The 21,706-nt window shown below is 62.4% G+C and carries 22 protein-coding genes; 3 read left to right on the forward strand and 19 right to left on the reverse strand.

The genetic code is table 11. The features are described from left to right. The 8 genes from ftsA to ftsW form a co-directional block, all read right to left on the reverse strand. Nucleotides 1–924: cell division protein FtsA (gene ftsA / locus SKA53_RS06985; protein ID WP_007205397.1), on the reverse strand; the 924-nt coding region annotated here is incomplete at its 3' end. After that, nucleotides 924–1,814, reverse strand: coding sequence for a cell division protein FtsQ/DivIB (locus SKA53_RS06990; RefSeq protein ID WP_007205398.1), 891 nt, complete (start codon nt 1,812–1,814; stop codon nt 924–926). The genes ftsA and SKA53_RS06990, both read right to left, overlap by 1 nt. After that, entirely contained in the window at nt 1,802–2,716 is a 915-nt protein-coding gene (locus SKA53_RS06995) for a D-alanine--D-alanine ligase (protein ID WP_081440153.1), read from the reverse strand. The genes SKA53_RS06990 and SKA53_RS06995 overlap by 13 nt, the downstream gene beginning before the upstream one ends. Nucleotides 2,717–2,793: 77 nt before the next feature. Then, complete coding sequence (gene murB / locus SKA53_RS07000; protein ID WP_040483191.1) at nt 2,794–3,723, reverse strand: UDP-N-acetylmuramate dehydrogenase; 930 nt, start codon at nt 3,721–3,723, stop codon at nt 2,794–2,796. Between the two features lie 54 nt (nt 3,724–3,777). Beyond that, nucleotides 3,778–4,068 (reverse strand): hypothetical protein, encoded by a 291-nt coding sequence (locus SKA53_RS07005; protein WP_007205401.1) that lies wholly within the window; start codon nt 4,066–4,068, stop codon nt 3,778–3,780. Between the two features lie 59 nt (nt 4,069–4,127). Then, nucleotides 4,128–5,525, reverse strand: coding sequence for a UDP-N-acetylmuramate--L-alanine ligase (gene murC, locus SKA53_RS07010; RefSeq protein ID WP_207327963.1), 1,398 nt, complete (start codon nt 5,523–5,525; stop codon nt 4,128–4,130). Between the two features lie 17 nt (nt 5,526–5,542). After that, complete coding sequence (locus tag SKA53_RS07015; RefSeq protein ID WP_007205403.1) at nt 5,543–6,640, reverse strand: UDP-N-acetylglucosamine--N-acetylmuramyl-(pentapeptide) pyrophosphoryl-undecaprenol N-acetylglucosamine transferase; 1,098 nt, start codon at nt 6,638–6,640, stop codon at nt 5,543–5,545. Continuing rightward, a complete protein-coding gene (gene ftsW, locus SKA53_RS07020; RefSeq protein WP_007205404.1) occupies nt 6,637–7,806 on the reverse strand; it encodes a putative lipid II flippase FtsW in 1,170 nt (389 codons plus the stop codon). Before ftsW ends, SKA53_RS07015 begins: the two co-directional genes overlap by 4 nt. A 129-nt stretch (nt 7,807–7,935) precedes the next feature. Between ftsW and SKA53_RS07025 the strand changes: the two genes are divergently transcribed. Then, the gene (locus SKA53_RS07025; protein WP_040483192.1) at nt 7,936–9,126 is read left to right on the forward strand and encodes an NAD(P)/FAD-dependent oxidoreductase; all 1,191 of its coding nucleotides are present in this window, start codon (nt 7,936–7,938) and stop codon (nt 9,124–9,126) included. A 29-nt stretch (nt 9,127–9,155) separates the two neighbouring features. On the opposite strand, the gene murD is transcribed toward SKA53_RS07025, so the two are convergent. The 8 genes from murD to SKA53_RS07065 are packed head-to-tail and all read right to left on the reverse strand — an operon-like array spanning nt 9,156 to nt 18,207. Further along, the gene (gene murD / locus SKA53_RS07030; RefSeq protein WP_007205406.1) at nt 9,156–10,568 is read right to left on the reverse strand and encodes a UDP-N-acetylmuramoyl-L-alanine--D-glutamate ligase; all 1,413 of its coding nucleotides are present in this window, start codon (nt 10,566–10,568) and stop codon (nt 9,156–9,158) included. Nucleotides 10,569–10,572: 4 nt separating this feature from the next. After that, nucleotides 10,573–11,655, reverse strand: coding sequence for a phospho-N-acetylmuramoyl-pentapeptide-transferase (mraY, locus tag SKA53_RS07035; RefSeq protein WP_007205407.1), 1,083 nt, complete (start codon nt 11,653–11,655; stop codon nt 10,573–10,575). Between the two features lie 12 nt (nt 11,656–11,667). Continuing rightward, nucleotides 11,668–13,098, reverse strand: coding sequence for a UDP-N-acetylmuramoyl-tripeptide--D-alanyl-D-alanine ligase (locus tag SKA53_RS07040; RefSeq protein WP_007205408.1), 1,431 nt, complete (start codon nt 13,096–13,098; stop codon nt 11,668–11,670). After that, nucleotides 13,095–14,573 carry a UDP-N-acetylmuramoyl-L-alanyl-D-glutamate--2,6-diaminopimelate ligase gene (locus SKA53_RS07045; RefSeq protein WP_007205409.1) on the reverse strand — a complete coding sequence of 493 codons (1,479 nt, stop codon included), beginning with the start codon at nt 14,571–14,573 and terminating at the stop codon, nt 13,095–13,097. The genes SKA53_RS07040 and SKA53_RS07045 overlap by 4 nt, the downstream gene beginning before the upstream one ends. Before the next feature lie 11 nt (nt 14,574–14,584). Continuing rightward, on the reverse strand, nt 14,585–16,366 hold the full coding sequence (locus tag SKA53_RS07050) for a peptidoglycan D,D-transpeptidase FtsI family protein (protein WP_007205410.1): 1,782 nt from the start codon (nt 16,364–16,366) through the stop codon (nt 14,585–14,587). After that, nucleotides 16,366–16,725 (reverse strand): cell division protein FtsL, encoded by a 360-nt coding sequence (gene ftsL / locus SKA53_RS07055; RefSeq protein ID WP_007205411.1) that lies wholly within the window; start codon nt 16,723–16,725, stop codon nt 16,366–16,368. The genes SKA53_RS07050 and ftsL overlap by 1 nt, the downstream gene beginning before the upstream one ends. Beyond that, nucleotides 16,725–17,705, reverse strand: a complete 981-nt coding sequence (gene rsmH, locus SKA53_RS07060) for a 16S rRNA (cytosine(1402)-N(4))-methyltransferase RsmH (RefSeq protein WP_007205412.1) — start codon at nt 17,703–17,705, stop codon at nt 16,725–16,727. Before rsmH ends, ftsL begins: the two co-directional genes overlap by 1 nt. 7 nt (nt 17,706–17,712) lie before the next feature. Next, complete coding sequence (locus SKA53_RS07065) at nt 17,713–18,207, reverse strand: division/cell wall cluster transcriptional repressor MraZ (protein ID WP_007205413.1); 495 nt, start codon at nt 18,205–18,207, stop codon at nt 17,713–17,715. A 306-nt stretch (nt 18,208–18,513) separates the two neighbouring features. On the opposite strand from SKA53_RS07065, the gene SKA53_RS15540 reads away from it, so the two are divergent. After that, nucleotides 18,514–18,726, forward strand: a complete 213-nt coding sequence (locus SKA53_RS15540; RefSeq protein ID WP_007205414.1) for a hypothetical protein — start codon at nt 18,514–18,516, stop codon at nt 18,724–18,726. 46 nt (nt 18,727–18,772) lie between these two features. Here SKA53_RS15540 and SKA53_RS07075 read toward each other — a convergent pair whose 3' ends face one another. After that, entirely contained in the window at nt 18,773–19,261 is a 489-nt protein-coding gene (locus SKA53_RS07075; protein ID WP_007205415.1) for a GNAT family N-acetyltransferase, read from the reverse strand. Continuing rightward, on the reverse strand, nt 19,258–20,331 hold the full coding sequence (locus SKA53_RS07080) for an Mrp/NBP35 family ATP-binding protein (RefSeq protein WP_007205416.1): 1,074 nt from the start codon (nt 20,329–20,331) through the stop codon (nt 19,258–19,260). Before SKA53_RS07080 ends, SKA53_RS07075 begins: the two co-directional genes overlap by 4 nt. A gap of 250 nt (nt 20,332–20,581) precedes the next feature. On the opposite strand from SKA53_RS07080, the gene SKA53_RS07085 reads away from it, so the two are divergent. Beyond that, entirely contained in the window at nt 20,582–20,797 is a 216-nt protein-coding gene (locus tag SKA53_RS07085) for a DUF1127 domain-containing protein (RefSeq protein ID WP_007205417.1), read from the forward strand. Between the two features lie 404 nt (nt 20,798–21,201). Here the strand turns inward: SKA53_RS07085 and SKA53_RS07090 are convergent, their stop codons facing one another. Next, nucleotides 21,202–21,654: an Lrp/AsnC family transcriptional regulator gene (locus SKA53_RS07090; RefSeq protein ID WP_040483193.1), complete on the reverse strand. Its 453-nt coding sequence runs from the start codon at nt 21,652–21,654 to the stop codon at nt 21,202–21,204. Nucleotides 21,655–21,706 lie beyond the last annotated feature (52 nt).

Consider the following 21,706-nt stretch of genomic DNA (forward strand, 5'->3'; position numbering starts at 1 on the left):
GCCGCCGATCTCGATCATTTCGCGGTCGTCCATACCGGTGGCCACGACGCCGCCATAGAATGTCTTGATCCGTTCGGCGGTGGTGGCTGGTATCTGCAACCCCATCGAGATGTCGGATGTGACGTTGTCACCGCCCATGCGCACCGAATCCGCATAGATCATGTGCTTTTTCATAAAGACCGAAATTCCCGCAGACCCGCCACCCAGATCGACACAGGCGGCGCCCAGTTCCTGTTCGTCTTCGACCAGCGTGGACATGCCCGACACATAGGCCGAGGATGCCAGCCCCGCGAGTTCCAGATCGCAGCGTTTGATGCAGTAAAAGATATTCTGAACCGCGGCGGCATCGACCGTCAGCATATGCATGTCGGTGGTCAGCTTGTTGCCGATCTGCCCGCGCGGATCAGCCAGCCCCGAGCGGTTATCAAGCGCAAAGTTCACCGGCTGGGCATGCAGCACTTCGCGGCCGGTGCCGTAATCAGGCACATCGCAATTGGCCATGACCTGGCTGATATCCTGTTCGGTCACGGTGCCGCCGGACACGTCCAGTTCACCCGCCAGACCGTAGGACCGTGGACGCGCACCGGACAGGCAGGCGATGACGTGATCGACACGCACATTGGCCATTTTCTGCGCCGCCTGCACCGCTGTGCGGATCGCGCGTTCAGTTTCCTGCATCGCATCGACTTCGCCGTAACGGACACCGCGCGAGCGTGTCGTCGCAGCCCCGATCACCCGGAACTGTGATTGTCCCGCCATCGACCCCACGCCATCGACCGAACGGACCCGTTCCGGCCCATCGAACCGCAGCACAAGGCAGGCGATCTTGGATGTGCCGACATCCAGCACCGCCACAACCCCGCGCTGCATCGCGGCCTTGCGCATTTGCCGCATCGCCCTTTGACTGTCGTAAAGATCGCCCATCAATTGCCCGTCCCAGTTGGTGTTGTCACGCGGCGCAAAGCGGCCGCTGCATCTTCGTTCATGCGCAGGGTGGGACGGTCGGCATTGCGCATATCCACAATGGTCACATCCCGTTCGAGCATGTCCTGCGCCAGATCAAGCGCGATCACGCGGTCAAAAGCCGCCACCGGCCCGTCGCTTGGCAGCAATATCCGCTGGTTGCGATCCAGCACGATATCCCAGCGCCGTTCGCCCATCCACACCAGCCCGCGCACACGGTCGCGCAGCGGCCCAGCGCGGGCGTAAAGATCAAGCGCCTCTTGAATATGTCTTTCGGCCCCGTTGCCCGCGATCAGCGGCAGATCGGGCCGGTTGCCACGTGATACCAATGTGCCCGATTGCACGCCTTCGGTATCAATCAGGCGCAGCACAGGCCCATCGCGCCACAAAGCCACCGGATCACGCGGCGTCACCGCGACCTGCAATACCCCCCCCGGCCCGACCCGCACGCTGGCAGAGCGCACGGCGTCCAACGATTCGATCCGGGCGCGGATCGCCAATAGGTCCAGATCGAACGAGGATTGCGGATAATCCTTTGGCAAAATCGCTGTGATCGCGGGCAGGATCACATCATCTGCGCCGGTCACGGTCACCGATTGCACCATGAATTGCGGGCGTTCCTGAAAACCGCGGACCGCCTGTGCAATCTGCGCCTCCAGCATGGCGCGGTTCTCGGGCTTGGCAAACCATGCCCCCGCGATAATCGAGACCAGCAGCACCGGCAGCCCGATCCGCATCGCGGCGCGCACACCCGGTGTCAGCATCAGCCGCTGATAGCGATAGCCCCATTTCGTGGGGGCAGGATCATGCGGCACATCAGCCATGGCACGGCGGCGGATCAGCGATCGCATGATGCATCCTCGACCAGCCAGCGGCACAATTGGGGAAAGCTGATCCCGACCTTGGCCGCCTGTTCAGGGGCCAAGGATGTGGGCGTCATGCCGGGCTGCGTGTTGGTTTCCAGCAGGATCAACCCGTCAAGGCCCCGGCTTTCGTCCCAGCGAAAATCGGTGCGGCTGATCCCGCGACAGCCCAAGGCGCGATGCGCACGCAGGGCATAATCCATGCAGGCGTCGAAAATCTGCGCCGGAATCTCCGCTGGCACCACATGGCGCGACCCGCCGGGGGCGTATTTGGCGTGATAATCGTACCAGCCATCGGTGATGATATCAGTGACGGTCAGCGCGCGGTCGCCCATCACGGTCGTCGTCAATTCGCGCCCCGGTGCATAGGTTTCCACCATCACCCGCGCGGGCATGTCAGCCGACAATTGCGGCGGTCCATTGGCGGCATCCTGCACGATATAGATCCCAACGCTGGAGCCTTCGTTATAGGGTTTGACCACATAGGGCGGCGGCATGACGTGGCGCGCGCGCACGTCATCGGCATCGGCCAGAATGCTGTCCACAACCGGCAGACCGACCGCGCGGTAGATATCCTTGGTGCGTTCCTTGTCGAGCGTCAGGGCGGATGCCAGTATCCCCGAATGGGTATAGGGAATGCGCAACCATTCCAGCAGGCCTTGCACAGCGCCATCTTCGCCCCAGCGACCATGCAGCGCGTTGAACACGGCATCGGGTGCGATCTGGGTCAAACGCGTGGCAAGGTCGGGGCCGGCGTCGACCTCGATCACGTCACATTCTGCTGCCCGCAAAGCCGCTGCACATTCGCGGCCCGTGCTGAGCGATACCTCGCGCTCAGCCGATGGACCGCCCATCAGAACAACAACTTTCGGGTTTGCCCTGCTCGACATACCCACCGCCTTTTGTGCGGGCCGTTTGCGGCCCGTCATTGGTTTTGCCCCTTTGGGGGCGCCGGTCTTTGCGACCATTAATCCGCGTGCCGCAAACCGACCCGCATAATTTCCCATTCTAGCGTGATCCCTTGGGAATCGTAAACCTTTTTCCGCACCAGCTCGCCCAGATCTTCCAGATCGGCGGCACTTGCCCCACCCGCATTGGTCAGAAAGTTGGGGTGTTTGACGTTCATCACCGCCCCGCCCAGCGTGGCACCGCGCAGACCGGCGGCGTCGATCACGGCCCAAGCCTTCAGTTCATGGGTATCATCGGCGCGACCTGTCGAGGAAAACCCCGCCGGATTGCGAAAGGTCGATCCCGCCGTGCGGTCCTTGGTCGGCTGGGTCGCGTCACGTTTGGCCAGTTGATCGTCCATCCGCGCGGCAAGCGTTGCAGGGTCGCCTGCGGGGGGCGCAAAGGTTGCGGCCAAAATGATCGCGCCTTCAGGCAAGCTGCTGTGGCGATAGCCCAGATGCAGGTCCGCAGCCGGCAGATCGTGCAGGGTACCATCGCGCAGAACCACGCGGACCGATGTCAGCACATCCGCCACATAAGACCCGTAGCAGCCCGCATTCATCCGCACAGCACCGCCAATACTGCCGGGGATGGTGCGCAGGAATGTCAGATCAAGCCCCGCATCCGCCGCGCGGCGCGCGACATGACCGTCCAGCGCCGCAGCCCCCGCCGTGACCATACCGCCGTCGATGGTGATACTATTGAACCCCCGCCCCAGCCGCACAACAACGCCCGGTATCCCGCCATCACGCACGATCAGGTTGCTGCCAACCCCCATCGGGAACACCGGCACCGATGGGTCGAGTGCCGCCAGAAACGCCGCCAGATCTTCTGCATCGGCGGGCTGGAACAACATTTCGGCCAGACCGCCGACGCGCATCCATGTCAGATCGGCCAGCGGCCGCTCCGCCGTCAATGTGCCGCGCACGGGGGGAAGGTTCTGTATCATCGGGTCCATCCTTGTCTGGGGTCTTTTGCGCAAGACCGGCCCAAGATGTAAAGATCAACGAGACCTGCGGTCATCGCGGTTGCGCAACAGCTTGCCCAAAAGCGCGCCCGCCCCGCCGCCCAGGCCCGCAGGCACAACCGCCAACAGCAAGATTGCCATCGCCTGCACGGGGTGGATCCCAAAGGGTTTGGCCGTGGCATAAAGCAAGATCACAGCAACCGCGCCCAACACCGCCAAAACCGACAGGACCGGCCCGAATTTCCCCGCCCGCGCCAACCGGACCTGCACGACAAAAGGCACCAAGGCGCAAAATGTCATGCCCGCGATGATCCACAAACCACCCATCAGCGCATCCGCTTTGCCAACACAAGCGCGCAGGTGGCGATCTGGCGGCAGGTCATGGATCAGCCTTGCAGCCTTGCGGGCAAGCCATTGGCCCAGGTGCTGATCGTGCCTGCGCCAAGACAGACGACCATGTCGCCCGGTTTGGCCTGTTCACGGACCAGACGTTCCAGATCATCCTCGGAATTGACGATGCGCGCGTGGCGGTGGCCATGCCGGATCAGGCCCGCGACCAGATCGGCGTGGCTGGCACCGGCAATCGGGTCTTCGCCTGCGGCATACACCTCGGAAATGCCGACAACATCGGCATCGTTGAAACAGGCGCAGAATTCGTCGAAATGATGCGACAACCGGCTGAACCGGTGTGGTTGATGCACCGCGATCACGCGGCCCGTGGTGGCCTGCCGCGCGGCGCGCAGCACAGCGGCGATTTCCACCGGATGATGGCCGTAATCGTCGATGATCGTGACACCGTTCACTTCGGCAACCTTTGTGAAGCGCCGGTTCACGCCGCCAAAACCGGCCAAGGCGGCGCGGATTTCATCCTTTTTCAGCCCCAGATGCCGCGCCACGGCAACAGCGGCCAGCGCATTGGACACGTTGTGATCGCCGGGCATCGGTAGGCTGCACCCTGCGATCACCTGATCCTCGGATTGCAGGGCGATGTCGAAATGCGCCACACCGGCCTTGTAGGTCAGGTTGATCGCGCGCACATCGGCCTGCGCGTTGAAACCAAATGTCACGACACGGCGGTCGGTGATGCGGCCGACCAGCGCCTGCACTTCGGGGTGGTCGGTGCAACAGACGGCCAATCCGTAAAACGGGATGTTGGAGACGAAATCGTAGAACCCTTTGCGCAGGTTTTCGATTGTTCCCCAATGTTCCATATGTTCGGGGTCGATATTGGTGACGATGGCAATCGTTGCAGGCAGGCGGTTGAAGGTGCCGTCACTTTCGTCGGCTTCAACCACCATCCATTCGCCCTGCCCCATCCGCGCGTTGGACCCGTAAGCATGGATGATCCCGCCATTGATCACTGTGGGGTCAATGCCGCCTTCGTCCAGCAGGGCCGCAACCATCGTGGTCGTCGTCGTCTTGCCATGCGTGCCGGCCACGGCCACATTGGATTTCAGGCGCATCAATTCGGCCAGCATGTCCGCGCGGCGCACCACCGGCAGACCCGTGGCGCGCGCAGCGTCAAGTTCGGGATTACCCGGCTTGATCGCAGAGGAGATCACGACAACCTCGGCCCCTGCCAGATTTTCGGCGCGCTGGCCTTCAAAGATCACCGCCCCCAGTGATTTGAGCCGGTCGGTGATCTTGGTCGCCTTCAGGTCGGAGCCTTGCACACGGTAGCCGTGGTTCAGCAACACCTCGGCGATGCCGGACATGCCGATGCCGCCGATGCCGACGAAATGGATCGGCCCCACATCGAGGGGCAGTTTCGTTGCTGCATTCATCACGGGGGTTCCATCCATCATTTCTTGCGCGCCTCTGCCAGATTTTCAACCAATTGCACAAGCCGGTCGGTGGCGTCCGGCACGCTGCAGGCCACCGCTTTGCGCGCCATATCGGCGGCCATCGCGTCATCCGACAACAGGTTTTGCAGCGCCATCGTCAGGTTGGGCGCATTGAACTGGCCTTCTGTCATCAACAATGCAGCCCCTGCATCGACCAGTTGCTGCGCATTGGCGGTTTGTTCATCGCGCAAAGCAGCCGCAAACGGCACCCAGATCGCGGGCCGCCCGATCACGCTGACATCAGCGACAGTCGATGCGCCCGAGCGCGAGATGACCAATTGCGCCTCGCTCATCCGGGCAGGGATATCGGTGAAAAAGGTCTGCACATCGGCGGAAATGCCCGCCTCGGCATAGAAGGTCGCGACGCGGTCCATATCCTCGGCCCTTGCCTGATGGCTGACGCGGATATTGGCGCGCAGAGGGTCGGGCAAGGCGGCGATCGCGGCAGGCACGACATCGGACATGATCCGCGCGCCTTGCGACCCACCCAGCACCAACAGCGCCATCGGGTAATCCCCCGGCGGGATGTAAGGCGCGCCCGCGCGGTCCAGCACCGATGCGCGGACCGGATTGCCAGTGTGGATGCCGGTCAAACCCGCAGGCAGCACGGTCGGCCAAGTGCCGCAGGCCACCTGATCCACCCGCTGCGCGAACAATTGATTGACGCGCCCCAGGACGCCGTTTTGTTCATGGATCATGCGCGGCACGCGCAAGGCCCAGGCGGCGGTCATCGCCGGAATGGCGGGATAGCCACCAAAACCCACGACAACCGCAGGCCGGTCGCGCAACATCCGCCACTTCGCCGCCACGATGCCAGCGGCAATGCGAAACGGCACCGCGAGTTTTTGCGCCAGACCACCACGGGCGAAAGTCGCACTGCCGACGGTGCTGACCTCGACGGCATCGGGAAAGCCGCTCGTGTACCGCGCGCCGCGCGCATCGGTGGACAGTTTCACGCGCCAGCCGCGCGCCAGCATCGCCTCGGCCAGCGCCTGCGCGGGGAACATATGCCCGCCGGTGCCACCGGCCGCGATGATCAGCAAAGGCGCTTTCATCGGTTGGCCCGGCGCATCAGGATATCGCCAATCTCGCCTTGCGGGCGCGACCGGGTGAAGGCCAGCAACATGCCAATTGCGATGCCACCCGCAATCAGCGACGATCCGCCATAAGACACGAAAGGCAGGGTCATCCCCTTGGCCGGCAACAGCCGCACGGCGACGCCCATGTTGATCATCGCCTGCGCGCCAAAGATACAGGCAAGCCCTGTTCCCGCCAGCCGGATGAACGGATCGCGTTCTTTCATCAGGCGCAACAGCGACCCCACGACGATGGTGGCATAAAGCGCGATGATCACCATGACACAGACCAGCCCGTATTCCTCGGCGGCGACAGCGATGATGAAATCGGTATGCGCATCGGGCAGTGACCATTTCACCTGCCCCTCGCCCACGCCGACGCCGAAAAAGCCCCCTTCGCGGATCGCATTGGTGGCAAAGCCCAGCTGCGTCGTCGGGTCAACGTCAGGCGACAGGAACCCGTCAATCCGGCGGGCGAAATGTTCGGAATTGGCATAAAACAGCGTGCCGGCAAAAAACACCGCTACGGCCAATACGATCAGCAGGGTCATCGGCGCGCCTGCCACGAAATACATCACACCCCATGCGAACATGATCAATGCGGCCTGTCCGAAATCAGGCTGGAACGCCAGCAGCAGGGCGACCATCATTGTCAGGACAAAGGAATAAAGCTTGCCGGGTGGCCCACCCAACTGGGTCGAGGCGGCCAACAGCCACGCGGTCATCACGATAAAGCCGGGCTTGAGAAACTCCGACGGCTGCACCGATGCGAACCCCAGCGAATACCAGCGCGTCGCCCCTTTGCCGAAATCGGTGCCAAAGACCGGCAGCAACAAAAGCGACACAAACGCCCCAAACAACCCCAAGACTGCAAGGCGGCGGACCATCACAGGTGACATCATCGACACGGCGATCATCACGGCAATGGCCGTCCCGCCGAACACCGTCTGACGCATCACATAGTGAAAAGGCTCCAGCCCGTTCTTGGCGGCCAACGGCGGGGATGCGGCAAAGCCAAGCAAAAGCCCGATCCCGAACAGGACCAGCACACAGGACAAGGTCCATTTATCAATCGTCCGCCACCAACGTGGAAGAACCGCGTCCCCGGATTGCACCGGAACCGCACCATAGACCATTTCCGTCATGGATCACCGCCAATTTGCCTCGATCGCCCGTTGTCCGGGTCTGTCGGCATCATAGACCGCATTTGCGTGCGATTCCACTGGAAAACTGCGCTCTTGCACCCGACCGCGATCCGCGCGACATCGCTGTGCATGAAAGTGCAGACATTGATCATTGGTGCCGGTGCCGCAGGCATGATGTGCGCGGCCCACGCAGGGCCGGGCGTGCTGGTCGTGGACCATGCGCGCGCGGCGGGCGAAAAGATCCGCATCTCGGGGGGTGGGCGGTGCAATTTCACCAATCTGCATACAGCAGCAGATAATTTCATCAGCCAGAACAGGCATTTCGCGAAATCCGCGCTGGGGCGCTATACGCAATGGGATTTCATCGCGCTGGTCGATGCGCATCGCATCCCATGGCACGAAAAGACGCTGGGGCAGTTGTTCTGCGATACATCGGCCAAGGATGTCATTGCGATGTTGCGCGCGGAAATGGTGCGCGCGCGCGCAGAGCTGTGGCTTGACACGCAGCTGGGCGAGATTGGCCATGACGGGACCGATTTCACCGTGACGTTGACCCGCAACGGGCGCGATCAGGCCGTGACGGCCCGCAATCTGGTGGTGGCCAGCGGCGGCAAGTCGATCCCTAAAATGGGCGCGACCGGCCTTGGCTATCAGATCGCGGCCCGTTTTGGGCTGCCGCTGGTGACGCCGCGCCCCGGATTGGTCCCGCTCACCTTTTCGGATGAACGGTTCAAGCCGCTGGCAGGCGTGGCGACACCCGCACGGGTCACAGCGGGCGGAGCCGGTTTTGACGAGGCGCTGTTGTTCACCCATCGCGGGCTGTCGGGACCTGCGGTGCTGCAAGCGTCGTCTTACTGGGACGAAGGCGATCCGATCAGCGTGAACCTGACCCCCGGCACCGATCTGCTGGGCGCCTTGCAAGGCCACCGGCACAGCGATCCGCGCAAGGCACTGACCACGATCTTGTCGCTGTATCTACCGGCGCGGCTGGTCGATTATCTGGCCGAAGGGCTGACCTTGACGGGGACAATGGCCGACCAAAGCGATGCGCGGCTTGCCACCATCTGCGCAGCGCTTGCGGATTGGCAGGTCACACCGTCAGGGTCCGAAGGGTACCGGACCGCAGAAGTGACGCTGGGCGGTGTCGATACAGACGCCCTGTCATCGCAGACCATGGCGGCCAAGGCTGTGCCCGGCCTTTATTTCATCGGTGAATGTGTCGATGTCACCGGATGGTTGGGCGGGTATAATTTTCAATGGGCCTGGTCATCTGGATGGGCCGCAGGTCAGGCGATCCGGCAGGGGCAAGGCGGGTCCTGACCCACCCTACGCCGCCTGCGCATTGCCCATCAATCAGACTGACCCGCCACCGCGGCGCCGACGCAGGTGATGAAATCCGCGCCGCGCTGTTCGAAATTGTCATATTGATCGAACGACGCCGCCGCGGGTGCCAGCAGGACAACATCGCCCGGTTCAGCCTCTGCCGCGGCAAGCGCGACAGCGCGGGCCATGGTGGTGCAGACCTCTGTCGGGACGCCGGGCAATTGGCGGGCGAAATCCGCCGCCTCGCGCCCGATGACATAGGCTTTGGCGACCTGCGCCAGATGCGGCAGCAGCCCGTCCAGCCCGCCCTCTTTCTGCAGACCGCCGCATATCCAGCGGATACGCGCAAAGGCCTGCAGCGCCTTGGCCGCGCTGTCCACATTGGTGGCCTTGCTGTCGTTGACGAACCGCACACCGCCGCGGTCCGCGACCAGCTGGCTACGGTGCGGCAGGCCGGGGTAGGATTGCATCGCCGCCTCGATCGCGCGCGGGCCAAGCCCCAATGTGCGGCAGACCGCATAGGCCGCGCAGGCGTTCTGGTGGTTATGCGCGCCGGGCAATCCGGCAATGGCACGCAGGTCAATGGACCCGACCTGCCGGCCATGCCGGTATTCCGACAAAAACCCCTTGCGCGCGAAAACAGACCATGCAGCCTCGGTCAGCTTCTGCCCCGAGGACACCAGCACAACGCGGTCGTCGCCTACCCCTTGGGCCAGCTGGTTGGCCAGATAGCGGCCTTCGTTTTCATCGACACCGATCACCGCGCGGTCCGGCCCGCCTTCGGCAAACAGCCGCCGTTTGGCCGCGAAATAGCCACCGTGTCCTGCATGCCGGTCCAGATGGTCGGGCGACAGGTTGGTCAGCACGGCCACATCGGGCGTCAGCGCACGCGCCAGATCAGTCTGGTAAGAGGACAGTTCCAGCACCACAACCTCGCCATCGCGGGCAGGCGCGATATCCAGCACGCCGCGCCCGATATTGCCCGCCAGCTGCGCAGGTCGCCCGCTTTCGGCCAATATGTGGTGGATCAGCGCAGAGGTAGTGGATTTCCCGTTCGATCCGGTCACGGCCACGACGCGGGGGGTCGTCTCGAACCCGTCCCAATCGTCGGTGGCAAAAGACCGAAAAAACAGCCCGATGTCATTGTCTACCGGCACGCCTGCGGCCCAAGCAGCGGCAATAGCGGGGTGTGGCGCAGGATAAAGATGCGCAATGCCCGGGCTGACGATCAGCGCCGCGACACCGTCATAGGACACCGCTTTGGTCAGGTCGCGCAGCGCATAGCCTGCGGTTTGCGCCAGATCACGCCCTGCTTGCCCGTCATCCCAAACCACGACATGCGCACCGCCCGCCTGCAAGGCCTGCGCCGCGGCACGCCCCGACAGGCCCATGCCCAGCACCGCGACGATCGCTCCGTCATATCCGCGCACCGGGATCATCGGCTCACCGGACCTTCAGCGTGGCAAGACCGACCATCGCAAGGATCAGCGCGATGATCCAGAACCGGATCACGATCTGCGGTTCCGACCAGCCTTGCTTTTCATAATGATGATGGATCGGGGCCATCAAGAACACCCGCTTGCCGGTGCGCTTGTAATACAGCACTTGGATAATGACCGAGAGCGCCTCGACCACGAACAGGCCACCGACGATGGACAGCACGATTTCATGCTTGGTCGCCACCGCAATCGCACCCAGCGCGCCACCCAGCGCCAATGATCCGGTATCGCCCATGAAGACGGCAGCAGGCGGCGCGTTATACCACAAAAACCCCAAACCGCCGCCGATCAACCCCATGGTCAAGATCAGCAATTCACCCGTATCTGGCACATAATGCACATCCAGATATTGCGTGAAATCAACGCGACCGACAGCATAGGCGATAACCCCGAAAGTGCCTGCCGCGATCATCACCGGCATGATCGCCAGACCGTCCAGACCGTCAGTTAGGTTGACCGCATTGGCCGACCCCACGATCACGATCACCGCGAAAGGCACGAACAGGATGCCAAGGTTGATCAGCGTGTCCTTGAAGATCGGCACAGCCAATCGGTTGGTCAGATCGTCGGGATGGTATTGCGCCGCCCAATAGGCCGCAATCGCCGCGATGGTGATGCCCAGCAGGATACGCACCTTGCCCGACACGCCCGATGTCGTCTGTTTGGACACTTTGGCGTAATCATCGGCAAAACCGATAGCGGCAAAGGACAGCGTCACAAACAGCACCATCCAGACGAACGGATTATCGAGCCGCGCCCAGAGCAGCGTGGAAAAAGTCAGCGCCCCCACGATCAGCAAACCGCCCATCGTCGGCGTGCCGGCCTTGGCGAAATGCCCCTCAGGGCCGTCGCTACGGATCGGCTGGCCCTTGCCCTGTTTGCGCCGCAACACGTTGATCAGCGGCCGCCCAAAGATGAACCCAAAGACCAACGCCGTCAAAAAGGCCCCACCGGCACGAAAGGTGATATAGCGAAACAGGTTAAAGACGTCGCCGCCATCCGAAAGTGCCGTCAGCCAGTAAAACATGAGTTGATCCTGTTATTCATCACCGCGGCGATGCCCGAGTTTGCGGATCGCGTCAACGACCAGCGATACCTTGCTGCCTTTTGATCCTTTGACCAGCACAACGTCGCCTGTGTCCACCAGCCGCGTGGCTTGCGCGGCAAGTTCAGCCGCGGTGGCCGCCCATTGCCCGCGTTTGCCCTGCGGCAAAGCCTCCCACAGATGGCGCATCAACGGCCCTGCGCAATGAATCAGGTCAAGCTGCTGCAGATGGGGGTTCTGCGCCATGGCAGCATGCATCGCGACCTCGTCCGTGCCCAGTTCCAGCATATCACCCAGAATGGCGATCTTGCGCCCCTTGACGATCCGCCCGACCCCGTCTTGCGGCTGGCCTGCGGCGATCACCTCCAGCGATGCGGCAAGCGATGTGGGATTGGCGTTGAACGCATCGTCCATCAGGTCAATCGTTTCGAATTCATTGGCCAGATCAAGCTGGATGATCTCACGCGTGCCACGCCCCGCAGGCGGCACCCAAAGTGCCAGATCAAGCGAAGCTGCGACAGGGTCCGCCCCAAGCGCGGCCACCACCGCCAGCACACCCACCGCGTTCAGCCCGAAATGCCGCCCCGGCACTGACAGTTTAAATAGGTAATCATGCCCGGGCGAGGTGGCACCGATCACCGTCACATCCCGCGAGATGCGCAGATCGCTGATCCGCCATGCGCCTGCGGTTTCACCAAACAGCACGATCTGCGCGCCGATATCGCCTGCGCGGTCCTGCAGGATCGCCGTTGTCGCAACATCGCCGTTCAGCACCGCGATCCCGCCCGGTTCCAGCCCGTCGACGATGGTGGCCTTTTCAGCCGCGATCCCCGCAAGGCTTTCGAACGACGCCAGATGCGCTGCTGCCACGGTCGTGACCATCGCCACATGCGGGCGGGCCATGCGCGACAAAGGCGCGATTTCGCCCGGATTGCTCATCCCGATCTCGATCACCGCGAAATCGGCATCGGCAGGCATCCGCGCCAGCGTCAGCGGCACGCCCCAGTGGTTGTTATAAGACGCCTCTGCGGCATGACATTTGCCTTGGCGGCTCAGCACGGTGCGCAGCATTTCCTTGGTCGATGTCTTGCCGACCGATCCGGTGATTGCCGCGATCCGCGCGGTGCTGCGCGCGCGCGCAGCGATGCCCAGCGCCTCCAGCCCTTTCAGCACGTCAGGGACGACCAACAGCGGCGCATCGGATGCGACACCGTCGGGGCGGTGGCTGACAAGTGCGGCAGCAGCCCCTTTTTCCAACGCCATGGCGACGAAATCATGCCCGTCGCGCACATCTTTCAGGGCCACGAACAGATCGCCCGGCTGCAAGGTCCGTGTGTCGATCGACACGCCTGTCGCGACCCAATCGCCTTGTGTAACACCTTGTGTCGCGGCGACGGCCTGATGGGCGGTCCATAGTGCGGTCATATCCGCCCCTCCAAGGCTGCGACGGCGACGCTGGCCTGTTCGACATCGTCAAACGGCATGATCGTATCCCCGATGATCTGCCCGCTTTCATGGCCCTTGCCCGCGATCAGCAGCGCGTCACCCGGTTGCAGCATGTCGATGCCGCGCAGGATCGCCTCGGCGCGGTCGGCGACCTCGGACAGGCTGTCACAACCCTGCGCACCGGCCAGAACGGCGGCACGGATGCTGGCGGGGTCTTCGGAACGGGGGTTGTCGTCGGTGACGATCACGCTGTCGGCAAATTCCGCCGCTGCAGCGCCCATCAGCGGGCGCTTGGTGCTGTCACGGTCGCCGCCTGCCCCGATGATCGCCACGATCCGGCCCATCACATGCGGGCGTAATGCCTTGAGCGCGGTTTCCACGGCATCAGGCGTATGAGCATAATCGACGAATACTGCCGCCCCGTTGGCGCGGGTCGCGGCCAGTTCCATCCGGCCTCGCACGGTGCCAAGTTGCGACAAGGCCGCGAATACGTCCAGCGGATCAGCCCCTGCGGCGATCACCAATCCGGCCGCCAGCAGTACGTTTTCCGCCTGAAACCCGCCGATCAGCGCAAGGCGTGCGTGATGCGGACGCCCCTGCCATGTGAACAGCAGATCCTGCCCTGTCGCATCGAACCGCTGGCCGGTCAGGCGCAGGCGGGCATCATCACTGCGGCCAACGCCGATCACCTCTTGCCCACGCTGGGTGCAGATCGCGGCAACGACCGGCCCCTTGGGATCGTCCAGATTGACGACGGCCACGCCATCCTCGGCCAGCACACGGGTGAAAAGGCCCATCTTGGCCGCGAAATACGACTCGAACGTGCCGTGATAATCCAGATGGTCCTGCGTGAAATTGGTAAAACCCGCCGCCGCCAGCACCACGCCATCAAGGCGGCGCTGGTCCAGCCCGTGCGATGATGCCTCCATCGCGACATGGGTTATCCCGTGGCCTGCGGCCTCGGCCAGCACGCGGTGCAGGGTGATCGGTTCGGGAGTTGTGTGTTTCAGCGGATAGGCCCAGGCACCCTCGACACCGGTGGTGCCAAGGTTGACGCCGGCCAGCCCCATCTCTTCCCAGATCTGGCGGCAAAAGCTGGACACCGATGTCTTGCCATTGGTTCCCGTCACCGCAACAACAATCCCCGGATGCGCCCCGAACCACAGCGAGGCCGTCTGCGCCAGCGTCTGGCGCGGGTCTTCGGCGACGATCACTGCGGCGTCGCTGGCGGCCAGTACATCCGCGGCGATCCGCGCACCGGCAGCATCGGTCAGCACAGCAGCAGCGCCCATGCGCAGCGCATATTGGATGAATTCCGCGCCATGGACCTTTGCCCCCGGCAAGGCGGCGAACAGGCTGCCCTTGATCACATCGCGGCTGTCCACGGCCAGGGATGTGATGGTCGCATCGCGGCCCTGCGCTGCCGTCAGTCCCAGCGCGGTCAATGTCGTCATCACAGGCCCTCTTAGTTCGCGGTCAGTACTATACTGTCAGGGTCGCCCATGTCCATCTGCGGGCGCAGGCCCAGCAAAGGCGCTGTCCGGCGGATGATTTCAGCAGCGACAGGCACAGCGGTCCAGCCTGCGGTGCGGCGCGGCTCGGTGCCGGATGTTTCCACCGGTTCATCCAGCGTGGTGATCAGCACATATTGCGGGTCACTGGCCGGAAACACCGATGCAAAAGTCGCGATGACCTTGTCGTCGTAATAGCCACCACCCGCCGCGCGCGGCTTGTCCGCAGTGCCGGTCTTGCCGCCAACGGCATAGCCTGCGACATCGCCCATAGAGGCTGTGCCCTCGGTCACTGTTGCGCGCAGCATATCGACGACCGATTGGCTGACCGCGGCGCTGATAACGCGCGGGCCGGGTTGCGGGTCTGGATTGCGCAGCAGGGTCGGTGCGACCTTGGTGCCGCCGTTGACCATCGCTGCATAAGCCGCCGCCAGATGCAAAGGCGACGACGACAGGCCGTGGCCGTAGGAAATCGTCATCGTCGAAATCTCGGACCAATTGCTGGGCAACAAGGGAGCGCCGGTCGGCGCTTCGATCAATTCAACAGGTGTTGCCTGCAAAAGCCCAAGCTGGCCAAGGAAATCACGCTGTCTTTCTGCGCCAATCTGCATCGCGATCCGCGCCGTGCCAACATTGGAGGATTTCACGATCACCTTGGTCACGCTGTTCTGCGCCCCGTAGTTGCGGAAATCGCGGATCCGGAAACGCCCCCAAGTCAGCGGGCTGGTGGTATCGACCATCGTGTCGGCGTCTACCAGTCCCAGTTCCATCGCCTGAGCGACGGCAAAGATCTTGAACACCGATCCCAGCTCGTAAACCCCCTGCACCGCGCGGTTGAACAAAGGGCTGTCGGACTGATCGCCGGTGATGGCAACCTGCGGACGGCTGTTGGGGTCGAAATCGGGCAAGGAGGCCATGGCGATAATCTCGCCCGAATGGATATTCATCAAGACAGCTGTGGCACCCTTGGCATTCATCAGCGCCATGCCGCCCGCCAGCACCCGTTCAGTGGCGGCCTGAATCGACAGGTCGATGGATAATTGCAGCGGCGCGCCTTCATTGGCGGGGTCGCGCAGGAAAGGGTCAAACTGGCGCTCGACGCCGGCCACGCCGATCACTTCGGCGCTGGACACGCCTTCGCGGCCATAGCGCGTGCCGCCCAGAATATGCGCGGCCAGCGATCCGTTGGGGTAAAGGCGCATTTCGCGCGGGCCAAACAGCAGACCGGGGCTACCGATGTCATGTACGGCCTGCATCTGTTCGGGGCTCATCTGGCGGCGCAGCCACAAAAAGCGCCGTTCGCCGGTGAAATCAGTCAGCAGCCTGTCGGCATCCATTTCCGGAAAGATCGCCGCCAGCTGCGCCGCTGTGCGCGCGGGGTCGACCATCTGGCGCGGATGCGCATAAAGCGAGAATGTATCAAGGTTTGTGGCCAGCAACCGCCCGTTGCGGTCCACGATATCGGCGCGCTGGCCGATGATCGGGTTGCCTTCGGCGGCCGCGCGCGGCTCTTCTGGGACCGACGAGGCGAGCGTGCCCATCCGCCCGCCGATGACCACAAAGGCGCAAAAGAACATCAGCCCCAGCAAAAGCAACCGGCCTTCGGCACGGCTGCGCGCCTTGTCCTGTGTGGCGGCATGGCGGCGGGCGCGGTTTTCGGCCTCGATCATATCAGGGTTTTCGCCCGTCTCGCGGGCTTTGAGGATACGGGCCAGGGGCCGCAGCGGCGTGCGCATCACAATGGGTCCTCGCCTAGGTCAAGCGTGTCATTGGAGATTTCAATCGGGTCGGTGATCGGCTGGATCGGCGGGATCGGATAGATGATCTGGTCCACATGTCCAAACGCCTCTGGCTGCAAAGACAACAGGCCCAGCCGGTCGAAATTAAGATCCGCCAGATCCGCCAGCCGGTCGGGCCGGTTCAGATAGGCCCATTCCGCGCGCAGCATCTGCAACCGGTCATGCGCAGCACCAATTTCGGTATAAAGCCCGCGCACCTCGCGCACGGCTGCCTGCGTGGTATAGTTTTCCTGATAGGCCCAAAACCCCGAAGCAATGACCGCCAATGCCGCAAACACATAAAGAAAACCCCGCATCAGCGGCCCCCCTTCTTGCGCATCATCGGCATGCCCAGATCCGCCGGATCAAGGCTTTGCGCCGGCGCATCAGTGCGGATCGCCACCCGTAGCTTGGCCGAGCGTGACCGTGGATTTTCGGCCAGTTCCTGTTCGTCCGGCCCGATCGCCTTGCGTTTGTCGATGCGAAAGGCGGGGGTCACCTGCGTGGTTTCCGGCGCATAGCGGTTGGCATTGGCGTTGTTGCCCGAACGCGCCTGCAAGAACCGCTTGGCCATCCGGTCCTCGACCGAATGAAAGGTCACGACGGCCAGTTGCCCGCCCGGTTTCAGCGCGCGTTCGGCGGCCATCAGCCCCATCGCCAATTCACCATATTCATTGTTCACCGCGATCCGCAGCGCCTGAAAGGTGCGGGTGGCGGGATGCGACTGGTTGGGCTTGGCGCGCGGCAGGCAGCTTTCGACGATTTTCGCCAGCTGGCCCGTGGTCGTCAGCGGACGGGCAGCGACAATCGCCTTGGCGATGCGGCGCGACGCGCGTTCTTCACCGTACAGATAGATGATATCGGCCAGTTCGGCCTCCTCTGCGTCATTGCACAGATCAGCCGCCGACAGGCCCGATTGCGACATGCGCATATCCAGCGGCCCGTCACGCATGAACGAAAAGCCGCGTTCGGCCAGATCAAGCTGCATCGAACTGACGCCAAGGTCCAGCACCACGCCATCCAGATCCTGCGCATAGGTATCAAGCTGGGAAAACACGCCTTCCTGCATCACGATGCGGTCGCCATAATCAGCAACCCAACCGGCGGCCATCTGGAACGCCAGCGGATCACGGTCCACCGCGATCACCTTGTGCGCGCCTGCGGCCAGCAGCGCACGGGTATAGCCGCCATTGCCGAATGTACCATCCAGCCAGACCCCCGTCACGGGGCCGACAGCGGCAATCAAAGGCCGGATCAGGACAGGTATATGCGGAGTTTGATCTGCGGCAGCGGACATTTCGGGCCTATCCGTCCAGCAGGATCAGCGGATCATAGCCTTCGGGCTTGTCCGCAAGATAGGCTGTCAGCGTGCTGGACACGTCACTGTCATAGCGGTCGGCCTTCCAGATCTCGAAATGGTCGCCAAGGCCGCTGAAGGTCAATTCACCATCGGTGATGCCCAGTTTCTGGCGCTGCTTGATCGGCATGACAGTGCGCCCATCCTTGTCCACGTCCAGCTTGATCGACTGGCCGATAATCAGGCGCGACAGGATCTGCTTGCGCTCGGACCCGCGCGGCAAAGCGTTGATCTGGTCCACAACCTTGCCAAATTCGGCAACGCTATAGCCCTGAAGCTGATTTTTAAGATGATCACCATAAAGCAGATACATGCGCGGGGTGCGGTCGGGGGTCCATTCGGGGTCACCGGATTCCAGCACGCGACGAAAGTCAGCCGGGATCGACATGCGCCCCTTGCTGTCCACCTTTTGGGTGTGTTCGCCCGTGAAATTCAGTTCCAACGCCCTCTGCCTCACCTTGTCCGTCCGGAACGCGCTTCCGGATGTGAAAACGGCGGATTGTGCTGCTGCCACTGCACAATCCGCCGCCCTCGTCCCATCTCTGGGAAAGTCCGACTGCGCGTGCCACCTGGGGGGATGTCTGCTCGCTCACGCGCCGGATCGTTTTTGAAGTGATGCCGAAGCCTGTATGAAACCTGCTTTTGCCGGTTGGGGTTCTTGATTTGCCCCTTTGAAGTCGTGTCCGTCATCACCGTGCAACACTTCTGCCATCGCGCGAAGCTGTGATCAAGGATTTTTTGGGATTTCATGGAACTTGATGGGCAAACCGTCATCATCCATGGGAATCATTTCGCCGCGTTTTGGACCAATTATGCGCAGATGTTGCGGACGGCGCGAAATGGCACACTATATAAAGCAGTGTCAGGTGTTTTGCGCATGATGCAAAGAAACCGCAGTTCTGCCACCTTTGGCATCAGTTTTGCAGATCATTGCTCGCCTTCATTCACGCAAACCTCATGAAAATGATTCGGATGCGTGATTGATTCCATGAATTCCCGACAACGCGTCAGCTCAGGCGTTTGTACATCACATGCGCCGCCACAAACCCCTGTTCGGGGTGCTGGAACGCGTCGGGAATGGTGCCAATGGTGGCAAAGCCAAGCCGGTGCCACAACTGGACAGCGCCCTGATTGCTGGCGAGCACGAAATTGAACTGCATCGCAAGATAGCCCATAGCGCGCGCCTGATCCTGGCTATGCAGGCACATCTGCGCGGCCAGCCCCTGCCCGCGCGCCGCAGGGGCCACGATATAGCCGCAGTTGCAGATATGCGCACCACCGCCCGGCTGGTTGGTGCGGATATAATAGGTGCCGACCACAACACCATCCAGCACCCCCACATAGGTCGCGGCGGGCTGTTGCATCCAATAGGCGAAAGCGGCGTCCCTGCTGATCGCAGGATCAACGGCATAGGTCGTGCCTGCGCGAAACACATCACGCAGGATCGGCCAAAGCGCGTCGAAATCCGCCGCAACCGCCCGCCGGATCGTGATCACGCCATGCCGCCCGCGATCAGGCGGCGCGCGATGGTGGCATAAGCCTCGGCCATGGGTGACGATCCTGCCGCAATCGGCGTGCCGGCATCGCCCGCCAGCCGCGTATCAAGGTCAATGGGTAAGGCGCCCAGAAACGGCACACCGATCTTGTCAGCCTCGGCCGCCACGCCGCCATGGCCAAAAATATGCGCCTCATGACCACAGCTGGGGCAAATATAGGTGGACATATTTTCGATCAGGCCCAGAATCGGCGTGTTCAGCGTGTTGAACATATCCAGCGCCTTGCGCGCATCCAGCAGCGCCACATCTTGCGGCGTGCTGACCACGATTGCGCCGGTCAGTTCGGTTTTCTGGCACAGCGTCAGCTGCACATCACCGGTGCCCGGCGGCAGATCGACCAGCAACACGTCAAGTTCGCCCCAGGCCACCTGCCCCAGCATTTGCTGGAGCGCGCCCATCAGCATCGGGCCGCGCCAGACGACCGCCTTGTCGGGGTCCATCATCAAGCCGATGGACATCATCGTGACACCATGCGCCTGCAGCGGGATGATCGTCTTGCCATCAGGGCTGCCGGGGCGTTTGTTCACGCCCATCATACGCGGCTGGCTGGGGCCATAGATATCGGCATCCAGCAGACCGACCCGCCGCCCCTGCCGCGCCAGCGCCACGGCAAGGTTGGACGACACGGTGGATTTGCCGACCCCGCCCTTGCCGGACCCGATCGCAAGAATGCGGTCCACACCGCTGACCTTGGCGGGGCCGGCCTGCGGGGTCGGATGGCGGCCGATCTTGAGCGACGGTGGTTCAGCAGGTTTCGGCGCGGGGCCATGGGCCGTCAATATGGCGGCGACGCTGTCAACACCGGGCAAGGCCAGCACGACCTGTTCAGCCGCACGGCGCACACCGTCCAAACGCGTGGCGGCGGCGGGCGTTTCAGCTTCGATCACGAAACTGACCTTGCCTGCGTCGATCGTCAGCGCGCGGACCATGTCACGCCCCACGATATCACCGCCATCGGGCAGCGTGATCCGGGCCAGGGCGGTCATGATGTTTTCTTGGGTTACGGCCATATCGACGGCTCCTTTTCAAATGCGCCTGTTTTTCCGTCAACTTCTGGCACGTTTTGAGCAAGACGCAAGGGCGCAGCCCCACCTGCCTAATTTTGCAACACTCAGATGACATTAGGTCAGCATAACTTATGCATTTTCTGCATAGCAGCATTGACCGATCAGCCATTGTGCAGGTGCAGCATTATCTTACATGATGGACACAAGCGAACGGCGAGCCTGCCGCGACCAGTACAACGAAATGAGTAGTGACATGACAACCTTTAACATCACGCTTCCGACAAGCATCCCATTTTCGGATCGTCTGGCCAGCCTGCGCGCCACGCTGTCCGACAAGATGGCCAAGCGCAAAGTGTTTCAGACCACGCTGAACGAATTGCAGTCCCTGTCCAACCGCGATCTCGCGGACCTGGGCCTGTCGCGCTCTGCGCTGCGGGGCATCGCATTCGAAGCCGCTTACGGCAAGTAATTCAAGAATCGGATCTGCTGCCTCCTCCCTGAAAAGGCAGATCTGACAGACCCCCGCGCTCTACCTCCTCCCGGAGCCAGGGGTCATGATTAAGGCGGCGGCGCCCACCTCCTCCCGGGTGCCGCCGCTTTATGACACAGGTTTCGGAACCGCCCACCTCCTCCCGGGCTGGGACCGATTTTACCGCCGACGGCGCCCACCTCCTCCCGGGCAAAGTTGGCGAGGACGCGCCTTGCTTCTTCTCCTCCCGAGACGCAAGGAGGCGCTGATAAAAGAGAACGGTCATGCCCACTTCCTCCCGGGCATGGCGGTTTTTTTATGCGCGGTTGCAAGGGGCGCTGCCCCCACCCCGGATTAATTCCGGGGTCCCCCCGGAGTATTTTTGGAAATAAGAAGTCGGCGGATCAGGCCCGCGTATCCTTGGGTGATCCCATGACCATATAGCTGGTGATCGCGCGCACATGCGGCACAGTGCCAAGGATATCGGTGTGAAACGCCTTGTAGGCGGGCAGATTTGCGACCTCGACCCGCAGCATGTATTCGAACGCGCCTGCTACGTTGTGACATTCCGTCACCTGATCCGCGCCTTGCATTGCTGCCTCAAAACCCATTTGCGCGGCCTTGGTATGTTCCGACAGCCCCACAGCGACATAGACCACATAGGCCCGGCCCGTCTGAGCAGGATCAAGCCGCGCGCGATAGCCTTTGATGACCCCGCTGCGTTCCAGTTCCTGCACGCGGCGCAGGCAGGCCGAAGGCGACAGCCCGACCTGGTCGGCGAGCTGCAAATTACTGATCCGGCCATCGCGGGACAGAGTGTGCAATATATCGGCGTTAATCTTGTCTATAGTCGTCATATATTGCATTCATAACCTAAGACGACGCAACTTGGCAATTACATTGCGCGAT

It is taken from the genome of Yoonia vestfoldensis SKA53, assembly GCF_000152785.1.
Classification (GTDB): domain Bacteria; phylum Pseudomonadota; class Alphaproteobacteria; order Rhodobacterales; family Rhodobacteraceae; genus Yoonia; species Yoonia vestfoldensis_A.